Genomic DNA, 13,683 nt, shown 5'->3' on the forward strand with positions numbered 1-13,683 from the left:
GGCAAGCGGAAAGCGGTCGCCTCGTTCGGTGGCGCGGGCTTGGTGGCAATCGTTCGATTTGAAAGCGAGAGGTCGGTCATGCGCCGGCTACCGTCTTCGAGGGAAGGCCGGGCGGTCTCGCGACCGCCCGGTGGATTTCAGTCTTACTTGACGTTGGCGCCGACGACGGCGTCCCAGTTCTTGCTGATGACTTCCTTGGCCTTGCCCTGCTCGTCGAGCGTCGGGAATGCGGCCGAGGCGTAGGATTCCGCCGGCGGCAGCTTGGCCAGCACGTCCGCCGGGATCTTGCCGTTCTTGGCGAGATCGTTGAAGCGGATCGGGTGGCAATAGCCCTTCAGCCAGCCGACCTGGCCTTCGTCGGAATAGAGATATTCCATCCAGAGCTTGGCTGCGTTCGGATGCGGCGCATAGGCGCTGATCGCCTGCACGTAGACACCGGCGACGACGCCGGTCTTCGGCACCACGACGTCGACGGGCGGGTTGCCCTTCAGCGTGTCGCGGCCAGCAAGCGCGTTATAGTCCCAGTTGATCAGGATCGGGGTCTGGCCCTGGGCGAGCGTAGCGGGCTTGCCGACGACCGGGACGAAATTGCCGGCGGCGTTGAGCTTCTTGAAGAAGTCGAGACCAGCGGTGCCGGCAGCTTCACCAGCGGCAGCTCCCGACGACAGGCCGGCGGCATAAACCGCCTGGATGGCCTGGTTCGAAGCGCGTGGATCGCCAGCGACGGCAACCGCGTTGGCAAATTCAGGCTTCAGCAGGTCGGCCCAGTCAGCCGGCGCTTCCTTGATCAGATCCTTGTTCACCATGAACGAAAGAACGCCGTAATAGTCGCCGTACCAGGCGCCGTCGGCATCCTTGGCGCTGTCCGGGATCGAGTCCCAGGTCGACACCTTGTAAGGCATCAGCAGGCCGTCGGCCTTGGCGGTCGGACCGAAGGACAGGCCGACGTCGATGACGTCGGGAGCCTGCGGGCCCTTGTTGTCCTTGTTGGCCTTGATGGCCTCGACCTCGTCGCCGGAGCCGGCATCGGGGTTGAGCTCATTGATGGTGATTTCGGGATATTTGGCCTTGAAGCCGGCGATGACGTCGCCGTAACCGCACCAGTCATGCGGCAGCGCGATGGTGGTTAGCTGGCCTTCAGCCTTGGCGGCCTTGATGAGATCGTCCATCGAATCCGCGGACGAAATCACCGTCGACGCAAAAAGCGTCGCGGCCGAAAGGGAAAGCACCTTCCCCGTGAATTTGAACATGTGTTCTCTCCGTTGAACTGACGCCGTTGGACGCCTGCGATGCGGTAGCGTTTTCGTGTGACAGCCAGATGAAAGGTTTGTGAAACCATTGGCTGGCAGCAGAAAAAGTTAACTCTTTTTAACGGGCTGTAGCAATTAGCCGTCACTTATTTTTCCGGCTAATCACTTTCTGCCTTGTTCTCCATCCCTTCCCCCTTGGTTAGCGCTTATTTTCAGATCAATTTTTCCGCAATGGCAGGCCGTCTCAGATCGTACCGGCGATAGCGTTTTCCAGCAGCGTCAGTGCCGCCTTCTTGGTCAGCTTGACCGGATTGCCGCCGGCCGTCGGATCGACCACCGCCATGTCGGCGATCAGCGCCTTGCGCTTCTTGTCCATGTCGAGCCCCTTGATCAGGCCCGGCAGCGCATGCGGCACCTTCAATTCCTTGCGCAGCTTGATGATCGCCTTGGCGAAGCCGTCGAAGCCGCCCTTGATGCCGCAATAGGCGGCGAGCCTGGCGATACGCTCCTCGATGGCGTCACGGTTGAAGGCAAGCACATAGGGCATGAACACAGCGTTGGTCATGCCGTGATGGGTGTCATAGAGCGCACCGATCGGATGCGACAGCGAATGGATGGCGCCGAGGCCTTTCTGGAAGGCGGTGGCGCCCATCGCGGCGGCACTCATCATGTGCGCCCGGGCGACAAGATCCTTGCCGTTGGCAAAGGCCTTTGGCAGGTTTTCGAACACCAGGCGCACGCCTTCGACCGCAATGCCGTCCGCCATCGGATGATAGCCCGGTGCGCAATAGGCTTCGAGGCAATGGGCAAGCGCGTCCATGCCGGTGCCGGCGGTGATGAAGCCTGGCATGCCGACCGACAGTTCCGGGTCGGCAATCACGATCGCCGGCAGCAGCTTGGGATGGAAGATGACCTTCTTGGTATGCGTCGCCTCATTGGTGATGACGCCGGCGCGGCCGACTTCCGATCCAGTGCCGGCCGTGGTCGGCACCGCGATGATCGGAGCGATCGCATCCGAATTGGCGCGCGTCCACCAATCGCCAACATCCTCGAAATCCCACACCGGCCTTGTCTGGCCTGCCTGGAAGGCGATCAGCTTGCCGAGATCGAGCGCCGAGCCGCCGCCGAAAGCGATGATGCCGTCATGCTTGCCCTTCTTGAACACCGCGATGCCGGCGGTCAGGTTGGACTCGACCGGGTTCGGCCTCACCTCGGAGAAGACACCGTATGGGATTTTGGCATCGTCGAGGATCTTCAGGGTCGAGGCCACGATCGGCAGTTTGGCCAGGCCCGGATCGGTGACGAACAGAGGCCGCTTGATGCCGGTGGCGCCAAGCACCTCAGGCAGTTCCTTGATACGCCCGGCGCCGAAGCGAACGGTGGTGGGGTAGTTCCATTTGGAGATCAGCTTGGACATTTTTTGTCTTTCGAAAAATCAGATGGCTTCGCGCAGGTGGAAGGATTTCGGCCGGGTCAGATTGTCGTAGCCGATGGCTGACAAGCCGGCGCCCTTGCCGGTGTTCTTGACGCCGGTCCAGACCAGGGCCGGATCGAGATAGTCGCAGCGGTTCATGAACACCGTGCCGGTCTCGACGCGGTTGCCGATCGCCACAGCGTGCTCGGTATCGCGCGTCCAGATCGAGGCCGTCAGCCCATAGGGGCTGTCGTTCATCAGCGCGATCGCCTCCTCGTCGTTGCGCACCTTCATGATGCCGACGATCGGACCGAAACTCTCCTCGCGCATGACGCTCATCTGGTGATCGACCTCGGTCAGCACCTCCGGCGCCAGATAGGGCGAGCCAGCCTTGTCGTTGGCCACCTTCATGTTGATGTGCGCCTTGGCACCCTTGCGCAGCGCCTCGGCCTTCTGCTCGCGGATCAGGTCGGCGAAACGGGCCTGCGCCATCGGCCCCATCGTCGTTGCCTGATCGAGCGGATTGCCGACGACATAGTTCTTCGTCTCGGCGATGAAGCCCTCGACGAATTCATCATAGACCTTTTCGTGCACATAGACACGCTCGATGCCGCAGCAGCACTGGCCGGAATTGTAGAAGGCGCCGTCAACCAGATTGGCGACCGCATGGTCCATCTTGGCATCGGGCAGCACATAGGCCGGGTCCTTGCCGCCAAGCTCGAGCCCGAGCGTCATGAAGGTGCCCGCCGCCGCCTTTTCGATGGCACGGCCGCCGGCGACCGAGCCGGTGAAATTGACATGGTCGATCTTGCCCGAGCCGAGCAGCTTTTCGGTCTGGGCATGGTTGAGCACGACGTTCTGGAACACGCCCTTGGGCAGGCCGACCTTGTCGAAGGCCTGTTGGAAACGCTCGCCGACCAGCAGTGTCTGCGCCGCGTGCTTGAGGATGACGGTGTTGCCGGCCATCAGCGCCGGCACGATGGTGTTGACGGCCGTGAGATAGGGATAGTTCCAGGGCGCGATCACCATGACCACGCCGAGCGGATCCTTCTTCACATAGCGGCGGAACCCGTCCTTCGGGTTGGATGCCGGCACGGATTTGAGCGCCGCCTCGGCGATCTCGACCATGTAGTTGGTGCGTTCCTTGACGCCGCCGAACTCGCCGCCATAGCGGACCGGCCGGCCCATCTGCCAGGCGATCTCGGGCACGATCTCGTCGGTCATCGCAACCAGCGCTTCCAGCATGGCGAGCATGTATTTGCCGCGCTCGACGATCGGCACCTGCGCCCACTTCTCCTGCGCCGCCTTGGCGCGCTCGACTGCCGCATTGACCGCCTGGTCCGTCGCGATCGGCCGCTCGGCATAGATCGAGCCGTCGACGGGGGTGATGAGTTTGACCGTTTCGGTCATCGTTTAAATCCTCGCACTTCTTTAAAATCGAAAATCATCAGTCTTTGTGGTGCCTCATCCGTCCGCCGGCACCTCATTCCGTTTGGTGACGGGAGAAGAGAGAGCTCCAACGTCGACGCACCCTCTCCCCGTTGTCTATTGGGAGAGGGTGAGGGGCTTGGACGCTTCGCAGGCAATCTAATACCGCTCGAATCCCCTGTGCAGTTCCCAATCCGTAATGCGGCGATCGTATTCGAACTGCTCCCACTTCGCGGTGTGGACATAGTGTTCGAGCACGTCTTCGCCGAGCGCCTGTTTCAGCATCTTCGACTTCGCCAGCGTCTCGGTGGCATCGCGCAGCGTCTTCGGAATCTCCGGCAGGCGAGACGCCTGATAGGCATCGCCGACGAAGGGTTTCTGCAATTCGAGCTTCTCGTCGATGCCGGCAAGTCCGGCGGCGATCAGCGCGGCGAAGGCGAGATACGGGTTCAAATCGGCGCCGCCGATGCGGCATTCCATGCGGATGCCCTTGGTGCCCTCGCCACACAGGCGGAAGCCGGCGGTGCGGTTGTCCTCGCTCCACATGATCTTGGTCGGCGCGAAGGTGCCGGCCTGGAAGCGTTTGTAGGAATTGATGTAGGGCGCCAGGAACCAGGTGAACTCCTTGGCGTATTTGAGCTGGCCCGCCGCCCATTGCTGGCCGAGCGTCGACAGCGTCCACTCAGCCTTCTTGTCGAAGAACAGCGGCGTCTTGCCGTCGGCGCTCCACAGCGAATTGTGGATGTGGCTGGAGTTGCCGGCGAGCCCGTAATTGTATTTCGACATGAACGAGATCGCCTTGCCTTCGGACTCGGCAATCTCCTTGGCGCCATTCTTCAGGATGACGTGGCGGTCGGCCATGTCCAGCGCCTCGGCATAGCGCACATTGATCTCTTCCTGGCCTGGACCCCACTCGCCCTTGGAGTTCTCGATCGGAATGCCGGCCGCTTCCATCTCGTTGCGAAGCCGGCGCATGACGCCTTCTTCCTTGGTGGTGATGCCGATCTGGTAGTCGCCGATATAGGGCGAAGCGGTGTCGAGACCCTGCCAGTGCTTCTTGCGGGCGGAATCGTAGGTTTCGTTGAACAGATAGAATTCCAGCTCGGACGCGAAATAGCCGATATAGCCGCGCTCCGTCAGCCGTTTGATCTGCTTTTTCAGGATGGCGCGCGGCGAATGCGGCAGGTCGTCATGGGTGTGGTGGTCGAGCACGTCGCAGATCACGAGCGCGGTCTTCTCCAGCCACGGAATGCGCCGCAGCGTGGCGAGATCCGGCTTCATGACGAAGTCGCCATAGCCCTTCGACCAGCTTGCCGCCTTGTAACCGGGCACCGGCTCCATATCGATGTCGGCGGCCAGCAGGTAGTTGCAGCCATGCGTTTCGTCATGCGCGGAATCGACGAAGTACTGTGCCAGGAACCGCTTTCCTGCCAACCGGCCCTGCAGGTCGACGATGCAGGCGAGCACCGTGTCGATCTCGCCGCTGGAGACCGCTTTCTTCAACTGATCGAACGAGAAATTTCCGGCCATTCCTGTGGCACTCCAGTGCTTGTCGTTTCGGGCTTGTCACGTTGAACGGGAACAAAAAGCCGTGGCGGGCGAGCCCGCTACGGCTTGATTGGCTGTTACGCGGATTCGCCAACGGCCTTTTCAGCCGCTGCGATGGTCGCCCTGCGCTTGGCGATTGCCGCATCGCCGATAGGCGGCCCCTGGAAGCGGCGATTTTCAACGGCGAACCACAACACGACGAGCAGAACGATCAATCCGATCGCATAATTGATCAGGATGTCGAAGGGCGGTTGGATGCCGGCATACATCAACACCAGAACACCAAGCACGGTAATGACGGCAAACGGCTTTGACCAGATGCCGAGCCGGAATGGTCCGAATTCGGTCCAGCTCTTTCCTTCCGCAAGAAGTCCGGCTGCGATCGGCATGGCATAGGAGACATAGAGGAAGAGAGCGCAACCAGCTGCGAGCGCCGCGAAAGCCGGCGAATAGAGCGTGGCGGCGATCGACAGCACAACACCGAGCCAGATGGCCGGGACGGGCGTGCGCCAGGTCGGCGAAACCTGCTTCCACACAGATGACCCCGGCAGACCGCCGTCACGCGAGAAGGCAAAGATCATGCGCGAGGTCGAAGTGAGCCCGGCCAGCGCGCACAGATAGTTCGACAGCACGATGGCGATGCCGAGCAGAGCCTTGAGCCAAGTTGGCGCCGGCAGATTGTTGAACAGGTTGAACCAGGCATTGCCGCCATCCTTGGCGGTCGCGACGAGATCTGGGCTGGCAAGGACGAAGGAAACCGCCATGACGAAACCGAAGACGAGAGACCAAAGGACCGCGTGGATCATGCCTCTGGGCACCGCGATGCGGGCATTGTGCGTTTCCTCGGCGGTATGCGCCGACGCGTCGAAGCCGGTGATGGTATAAAGCGGGTAGAGAAGGCCGATGAGGAAGGCCACGAGCGCCGTACGGGCCGTCGGAACATAGCCACCACCGAGATCGCCGGTCGTGTTCACGAAAGTCGTCAGCCGAGCAAGATCGAAGCCATGCGCGCCCCAGATCAGGAAGGTCAGCGTAAGCACGACCGCGACAACGAGGATGAGATAGCCGGAAAAGTCGGTCAACATCGTCGTCGTCTTGATGCCGAGATGATTGAAGAGCCCTTGGGTGACGGTAATCAGGACGACTGCCGCCGTCTGCTGCCAGAAGCCCCAGGTCGACGTGTCCAAGCCCAGGATCGGCCCCGCGACGAGCCCCTGAAACAGCAAGTAGACGCCGACATTCACCGAAGCGACGACGAAGATCAGGCCGAGCAAGTTGATCCAAGCCGTGGCCCAGCCCCAGCCACGCCCGCCAAGGATTGAGGACCAGTGATACAGGCCGCCGGCTGTCGGATATGCTGATCCAATCTGGCCGAGAGAAGCCGCGACCACGAGCGCAAAGACGCCGCCTATAACCCAGCCGATGGTCGCCTCGAAACCGCTGCCGGTTGCCATGGCCAGCGGGAAGGACGTTATGCCGCCAGCCAGAATGCAGATGATCGAGAAGGAAATAGCAAAATTGGAGAAGCCGCTCATGCGGCGAGCCAATTCCTGGGCATAGCCCATACTGTGAAGGATCTTCGTGTCCTCCGACTTGTCGGAGTGATCAGGTGTTGTCATGTCAGAATTCCCCTGTTGGTCCTTAGCTGGCCGATTGAACTGACTTTCCGACTGAATGCGATCTGGGCCGCGTGGCCTCCTCTGGTTCCAGATCCGAAAAAATGCCCGTGAGCAGATCCGCCCATTTCCGCTGCCCGGTGTCGCCGGAGATTTCGTCGTTGCGGATTTCGATCATGGCGCAGGGCAGCCCGCGTGAGCGCGCGTGCCGTTCCAGCGTGAAATAGACGCGGTCGGCAGGCGAATAGGGTTCGTTGACGCCGACGCTGATGCCGGCGAGCCGCTTGAGCGCCGATATCAGTGGCGATGCCAGCCGGCGGTCCTCGTCGTGAATGATGCCGATATGCCAGGGCCGGTTGCGGCTCTTGTAGACCGGCGTGAAGGAATGGACGGAGACCAGGCGGGTCTCCTGACCGCGCGCCAGCCTGTCCTCGACAATGTGCTCGATCGCGTCGTGAAACGGCTGCCAGGCAAGGGCGATCCGCGCCGCGCGCTGTTTTTCCGACAGGCCGGTATTACCGGGTATGGCTGTCGTTTCGCTGACCGGCGGCACCAGGTCCGGCGCGTCGAGCGGCCGGTTGCAGTCGATGACGAGACGCGAAATGCGGGTTTCGACCAGCGTGGCATCGAGTGCCTGCGCCATGCGCGTTGCCACCGGCAGAGCGCCGGGATCCCAGGCGATGTGCCGGGAAAGGTCTTCGGCGGCAAGGCCGAGCGTGCCGAATTCGGCGGGCAGGAAATTGGAAGCGTGATCGCAGGTCAGCACGAAAGGGCTCGATCCGCCCGGGTTCGTCACCCTCACGGTATCGGACGATGCAAGGCTGGCGGGCCGTGCTTTCTCCATAGTCTGCGGTCCCCGGGGAGCGCTGTATCGTATGTTACGTATTTTGCCTCATTGCGTCCCTACGGATGATTTCATACAGTTTGTCCGGCTTTGTCAAATGCGATCTCGTGGGCCAGGCCAAGGGGTGGGGAAAACATGATTTCCAGCATTGCCGAACTGATCGCCGACCGCGTCGGCACGATGCCGGCCGGCGAACGTCGCGCGGCCCAGACGCTGATCGCGAGCTATCCCTTAATCGGCCTCAAGACGGTCGCCGAATTCTCGGCTGCGGCCGGCGTCTCCTCGCCGACGATCCTGCGCTTCGTTGCCCGGCTGGGCTTCCAGAACTATCCGGAATTCCAGTCGAGCCTGCAGGACGAATTGGCGGCGCAACTGCAATCGCCGGCCACGCGAACGCTCAACCCGCCCTCGCCCGGCGGCGGCACGGTGTCGCCGATGCTGGAAGCGACGCTCGACAACATGCGCGAGACCTTCCGCCACCTCTCGGACAGGCAGCTTGCCGACATTGCCACCCGGCTTGCCGAGCGGCGCGGCAAGACATTCCTGATCGGCGGCCGCTTCACCGATCCGCTGGCGCGCTACATGGCCGCCCATCTCGCCGTCATCCAGCCCGATGTCTTCCATCTCGCCGGCCAGGAAAGCATGTGGCGCGACCGGCTGATCGACATGGGCAAACGCGACGTGCTGGTGATCTTCGACATCAGGCGTTACCAGGACAGCCTCGTCCGCTTCGCCGAGAAGGCGCATCAGCACGGCGTTCAGATCGTGCTCTTCACCGACCAGTGGCTGTCGCCGATTGCCCGGTTTGCCCGCCATGTCATCGCCGGACGCACCGCCGTGCCTTCCGCATGGGATTCCTCGGCAGCGCTTTTCGTCGTCGCCGAAACGCTGATCGGCGCCGTCACGAGACAACTCGAGGCCGATGGCGCCCGGCGCATTCGGGAAATGGAAGGCCTGCGCTAGATACGTTTCCAACGCAAACCGCAACGGCTCCAGGGAGCGTCCGGATACTCACGTTACCGAGATTTAATGTGCACGATCGCGTGATAATTGCCATAAACCGATGATATCGGGATGTGGCGTGGCTGGTTTTCGCCCCCAGCCCGTATCGTCGCTGCATTCGTTTCCATCTGGAACCGGCAGACGATTCTTCGCTGGAGTGTCGATGTCGCGCTGGAAACAGATTGTCCTTGGGCTTGTGATTTTGGTCGTCGCCGCGGCTGCCTGGGCGCGTTTCTACCCCGGTGCTCCTGAAGTGCTGGCGCGCTGGGGGATGGATTGGGCGTATGGCGCGACACCCCCGGCGAAAGAGGCCTCGGCCGCCGGTTCCCGGCAGGGTGGGCGCAACGGCACCCAGATTGTCACCATCGTCGCATCGCCGGCCGCCTCCGCAACCATCAACGACCGCCTGCAGGCGATCGGCACCGGCCGCGCCAACGCCTCGGTGACCGTCAATCCCTATAGCTCCGGCCGCCTTGCCGAACTGCTGGTCGAATCCGGCAGTCATGTCGATAAGGGCCAGATCATCGCTACGCTCGATTCCGAGACCGAGATCATCTCTCAGGACCGGGCCAAGCTCGCTTTGCACGATGCGCAATCCAAGCTTGATCGCGTCAAGTCGCTGCGCGCTTCCAATGCGGCGACGCCTGTCGCCGTTGCCGACGCCGAAGTGGTTCTGGCGGGCGCCAAGCTGGCGCTTCAGGATGCCGAACTTGCGTTGCAGCGCCGGTCGATCCTGGCGCCGATCGCCGGCACCGTCGGCATCCTGCCGATCTCCGCCGGCAACTATGTGACCAACCAGTCGGCGATCGCCACGCTCGACGACCGTTCCTCGATCCTGGTCGATTTCCAGGTGCCCGAGCGCTTCGCCGCCGCCATCAAGGTCGGCGCCCAATTGACGGCGACGCCCATTGCCAATCCGAGCAACGCCTATACCGGCACGGTTTCGGCCATCGACAATCACATCGACGAAAAGAGCCGCACGCTTCTGGTCAAGGCCAAGATCGCCAACCCGGCCGATTCGCTGCGCGCCGGCATGTCATTCGGCATCACCATGAAATTCCCCGGCGAGACCTATCCGGCCGTCAGTCCGCTGGCGATCCTGTGGGGATCGGACGGCGCCTATGTCTGGCAAATCGAGAACGGCAAGGCCAAGCGGGTGCCGGTGCGCGTCATCCAGCGCAACACCGAAACCGTGCTGATCGATGCGAAGATCGACAGCGGCGACATGGTGGTCACCGAAGGGACGCAGAGCGTCAGCGAGGGCGGCGAGGTTCGCATCGCTGGCCAGGAGCAGCCCAACCCCAACGCCGCCGAAGGCTCATGACCGGCCCCGTCAACGCCGCCAGCGACACCGGCTTCACCGCCCTGTTCATCCGCAGGCCGGTGATGGCCTTCGTGCTGAACACCCTCATTGCCGTTGCCGGCCTCGCCGCCTTCTACGGCGTCGAGGTCCGTGAACTGCCCGACGTCGACCGCGCCGTCGTCACCGTTTCCACCACCTTCGAGGGGGCGGCCGCCGAAACCGTCGACCGCGAGCTGACCGACACGATCGAGGGTGCCGTCGCCCGCGTCTCCGGCGTCAAGTCGATCTCGTCCTCGTCGTCCTTCGGCTCGAGCCGCGTTACCATCGAGTTCAACGACGGCGTCGACCTGAATGTGGCCGCCTCCGATGTGCGCGACGCCGTCGGCCGCGTCGCCAACCAGATGCCGGACACCGCCGATCCGCCACGCATCGTCAAGGCCGACGCCAATTCCGACGCTGTGATGCGGCTGGCGGTGACCTCCGACAACATGTCGATCCAGGACATGACGGTCGTGGTCCAGGATCAGATCGAAGACGAACTGGCGGCCGTGCCCGGCGTGGCCGACGTCCAGGTCTATGGCGACCGCGACAAGATCTTCCGCATCGACGTCGACCAGAACAAGCTCGCCAGCCTCGGCTTCACGGTCGCCGACCTCAGGACGGCGCTTGCGTCCGTTGCCTTCGATTCCCCGGCCGGCTCGATCACCACGACCAACCAGGACCTGATCGTGCGCACGACCGCGGACGTGACCACCCCCGAGGAATTCGAAAACATCATCATCGGCGGCACGACGCGCATCCGCGATGTCGCCACCGTCACGCTCGGCCCCGATGTCGGCCAGACGACGCTGCGTTCGGACGGCAAGACCGGCATCGGCATCGGCATCATCCGCCAGGCGGAATCGAACACTCTGGATATTTCGACCGGCGTCCAGGCCGCCGTCGCCAAACTGCAGCAGAACCTGCCCAAGGGCATGGCGATCAAGATCACCAGCGACGACGCCGTCTTCGTCAAGGGCGCCGTGCACGAGGTCGAGATCGCGCTCGGCCTGTCGGTCACCATGGTGCTGATCGTCATCTATGTCTTCCTGCTCGACTGGCGCGCAACGCTGATCCCCGGCCTGTCGATGCCGGTGGCCATGATCGGCACCATCGCCGCCATCTATCTGGCCGGCTTCTCGGTCAACATCCTGACGCTGCTCGCCTTGGTTCTGGCAACGGGACTGGTGGTGGACGACGCCATCGTTGTGCTCGAAAACATCGTGCGACGCCGCAACGAAGGCATGGGGCCGCGCGCGGCCGCCGTGCTCGGCGCGCAGGAAGTATTCTTCGCCGTCGTTGCGACGACGCTGACGCTGGTCGCCGTCTTCGTGCCGATCTCGTTCCTGCCCGGCCAGACCGGCGGCCTGTTTCGCGAATTCGGCTTCGTGNTGGTCGCCGTCTTCGTGCCGATCTCGTTCCTGCCCGGCCAGACCGGCGGCCTGTTTCGCGAATTCGGCTTCGTGCTTGCGATGTCGGTGCTTCTGTCCTGCGTGGTGGCGCTCACGCTCTGCCCGATGCTCGCTTCGCGCATGCTGACCAGCGCATCGCTTCACCACGAAGGCGGCCACGGCATCGGCGCCCGCATCGGCGGTGCCTTGAACGCAGCCTATCGGCGCGGCCTGCATGCTTGCCTCGACGCGCCCTGGATCGTGATTCTGGTCGCGGTGCTGTTTGCCGGTACCGCCTTCACGCTGTTCGGCACCATCCGCCAGGAACTGACGCCGACCGAGGACCGCGCGGCCGTGCTGTTGCGCATCAGCGCCCCGCAAGGCGTCAGCCTCGACTACACGACGCAGCAGATGCAGAAGATCGAGAAGCTGATCCAGCCGATGCGCGATTCCGGCGAGATCCGCTCGACCTTCGAGAACGCCGGCCAGAACGGCTCCTACAATTCCGGCTTCATGGTGATGACGCTCGCCCCCTGGAACGAGCGCAGCCGCAGCCAGCAGGAGATCATGGCCGAGATCAGACAGTTCACCAAGCAGGTGCCGAGCGTGCGCATCTTCCCGGTGCAGCCCAACAGCCTCGGCATCCGCGGCGCCGGCAACGGCCTGCAATTCGCGCTGGTCGGCAACGACCGCAAGGCGCTCGGCGACGCGGCGCTGAAGATCATCGCCGAGATGCAGAAAGACCCGCGCTTCCAGACGCCGCGCCTGTCGATCGACCCGACCCAGCCGCAGCTTGCCGTCGCCATCGACCGCGAGCGCGCCTCCGACCTCGGCATCGACATCACCGGGCTCGCCAACACCATGCAGGCCATGCTCGACGGCAATGATGTCGTCGACGTCTACATCGCCGACCGCAGCTATGGCGTGAAGCTGGTTTCCACCACCAACCCGATCAACGATCCGACCGATCTCGAAAACGTCTTCCTGAAGACGGCGGACGGCCGCTTCGTGCCGATGTCGACCATCGCCACGCTGACAGAGCGCGCCGTGCCGCCATCGCTGTCGCGTGAACAGCAGCAGCCGTCGGTGGCGATCACCTCCAACCTCTCAGGCAATTTCGCGCTTGGCGATGCACTGACCCGCGCCGAAGAAATCGCCACGCCGCTGCTGCCGCCAGGCAGCCGCATCTTGCCATTGGCCGAAGCCGCGACGCTGGGCGAAACCAACAGCGCCATGATCACCATCTTCGGCTTCGCGCTGGTCATCATCCTCCTGGTGCTGGCCGCGCAGTTCGAGAGTTTCGTCAGCGCCGTCATCATCATGGCGACCGTGCCGCTTGGTCTTGCCTGCGCCATCATCGCACTGCTCCTGAGCGGCACCAGCCTCAATGCCTACAGCCAGATCGGCCTGGTGCTTCTGGTCGGCGTCATGGCCAAGAACGGCATCCTGATCGTCGAATTCGCCAACCAGCTGCGCGATCGCGGCCTTGGCGTGCGCGAAGCGATCGAACAGGCCTCGACCATTCGCCTGCGGCCGGTGATGATGACGATGATCTGCACCATACTTGGCGGCGTGCCGCTGGTAATGGCCGCCGGCGCCGGCGCGGAGGCGCGCGTGGCGCTCGGCTGGGTGATCGTCGGCGGACTGGGGTTGGCCACCGTCTCGACGCTGTTCCTGACGCCGGTCGCCTATCTCCTGCTTGGCCGCTTCGTCACGCCCAAGACGCATGAGGAAGCGCGGCTGAAGCGCGAACTCGAAGAAGCCGCCTACGCCAATGTGGAGCCGGCGGAATAAAAAATTCCACGAAAGTGGGTTGCGATATTCCATCCGGAATTTCGCCCGAACAGA

General features: G+C 63.0%; 9 protein-coding genes. 3 read left to right on the forward strand and 6 right to left on the reverse strand.

What is annotated here, in order from left to right:
• Positions 1-143 precede the first annotated feature (143 nt).
• From X741_RS149650 to X741_RS149625, 6 genes are all read right to left on the reverse strand, one after another.
• The gene (locus X741_RS149650) at positions 144-1,250 is read right to left on the reverse strand and encodes an ABC transporter substrate-binding protein (RefSeq protein WP_023778556.1); all 1,107 of its coding nucleotides are present in this window, start codon (positions 1,248-1,250) and stop codon (positions 144-146) included.
• Positions 1,251-1,494: 244 nt separating this feature from the next.
• Positions 1,495-2,667, reverse strand: a complete 1,173-nt coding sequence (locus tag X741_RS149645; RefSeq protein WP_023778557.1) for an iron-containing alcohol dehydrogenase — start codon at positions 2,665-2,667, stop codon at positions 1,495-1,497.
• A gap of 18 nt (positions 2,668-2,685) precedes the next feature.
• Complete coding sequence (locus tag X741_RS149640; RefSeq protein ID WP_023778558.1) at positions 2,686-4,074, reverse strand: aldehyde dehydrogenase family protein; 1,389 nt, start codon at positions 4,072-4,074, stop codon at positions 2,686-2,688.
• Positions 4,075-4,251: 177 nt separating this feature from the next.
• Positions 4,252-5,622, reverse strand: a complete 1,371-nt coding sequence (locus tag X741_RS149635; RefSeq protein WP_023778559.1) for a glutamine synthetase family protein — start codon at positions 5,620-5,622, stop codon at positions 4,252-4,254.
• 95 nt (positions 5,623-5,717) lie between these two features.
• A complete protein-coding gene (locus X741_RS149630) occupies positions 5,718-7,259 on the reverse strand; it encodes an amino acid permease (RefSeq protein ID WP_023778560.1) in 1,542 nt (513 codons plus the stop codon).
• Positions 7,260-7,281: 22 nt separating this feature from the next.
• Positions 7,282-8,100: an N-formylglutamate amidohydrolase gene (locus X741_RS149625; RefSeq protein WP_023778561.1), complete on the reverse strand. Its 819-nt coding sequence runs from the start codon at positions 8,098-8,100 to the stop codon at positions 7,282-7,284.
• A 135-nt stretch (positions 8,101-8,235) separates the two neighbouring features.
• Between X741_RS149625 and X741_RS149620 the strand changes: the two genes are divergently transcribed.
• The 3 genes from X741_RS149620 (at position 8,236) to X741_RS149610 (ending at position 13,629) form a co-directional block, all read left to right on the forward strand.
• A complete protein-coding gene (locus X741_RS149620; protein WP_023778562.1) occupies positions 8,236-9,063 on the forward strand; it encodes a MurR/RpiR family transcriptional regulator in 828 nt (275 codons plus the stop codon).
• A 202-nt stretch (positions 9,064-9,265) separates the two neighbouring features.
• Positions 9,266-10,426 (forward strand): efflux RND transporter periplasmic adaptor subunit, encoded by a 1,161-nt coding sequence (locus X741_RS149615; RefSeq protein ID WP_023778563.1) that lies wholly within the window; start codon positions 9,266-9,268, stop codon positions 10,424-10,426.
• Entirely contained in the window at positions 10,423-13,629 is a 3,207-nt protein-coding gene (locus tag X741_RS149610; RefSeq protein WP_023778564.1) for an efflux RND transporter permease subunit, read from the forward strand. The genes X741_RS149615 and X741_RS149610 overlap by 4 nt, the downstream gene beginning before the upstream one ends.
• Positions 13,630-13,683 lie beyond the last annotated feature (54 nt).

Source organism: Mesorhizobium sp. LNHC221B00, from assembly GCF_000502935.1.
In the GTDB taxonomy this organism is placed as follows: Bacteria; Pseudomonadota; Alphaproteobacteria; order Rhizobiales; family Rhizobiaceae; genus Mesorhizobium; species Mesorhizobium opportunistum.

What these genes read in the sequence shown, in the direction of transcription:
- X741_RS149625 (WP_023778561.1), bottom strand. Translation starts at nt 8,100, where the DNA reads ATGGAGAAAGCACGGCCCGCCAGCCTTGCATCGTCCGATACCGTGAGG.
- X741_RS149640 (WP_023778558.1), bottom strand. Translation starts at nt 4,074, where the DNA reads ATGACCGAAACGGTCAAACTCATCACCCCCGTCGACGGCTCGATCTAT.
- X741_RS149645 (WP_023778557.1), bottom strand. Translation starts at nt 2,667, where the DNA reads ATGTCCAAGCTGATCTCCAAATGGAACTACCCCACCACCGTTCGCTTC.
- X741_RS149650 (WP_023778556.1), bottom strand. Translation starts at nt 1,250, where the DNA reads ATGTTCAAATTCACGGGGAAGGTGCTTTCCCTTTCGGCCGCGACGCTT.
- X741_RS149615 (WP_023778563.1), top strand. Translation starts at nt 9,266, where the DNA reads ATGTCGCGCTGGAAACAGATTGTCCTTGGGCTTGTGATTTTGGTCGTC.
- X741_RS149620 (WP_023778562.1), top strand. Translation starts at nt 8,236, where the DNA reads ATGATTTCCAGCATTGCCGAACTGATCGCCGACCGCGTCGGCACGATG.
- X741_RS149635 (WP_023778559.1), bottom strand. Translation starts at nt 5,622, where the DNA reads ATGGCCGGAAATTTCTCGTTCGATCAGTTGAAGAAAGCGGTCTCCAGC.
- X741_RS149630 (WP_023778560.1), bottom strand. Translation starts at nt 7,259, where the DNA reads ATGACAACACCTGATCACTCCGACAAGTCGGAGGACACGAAGATCCTT.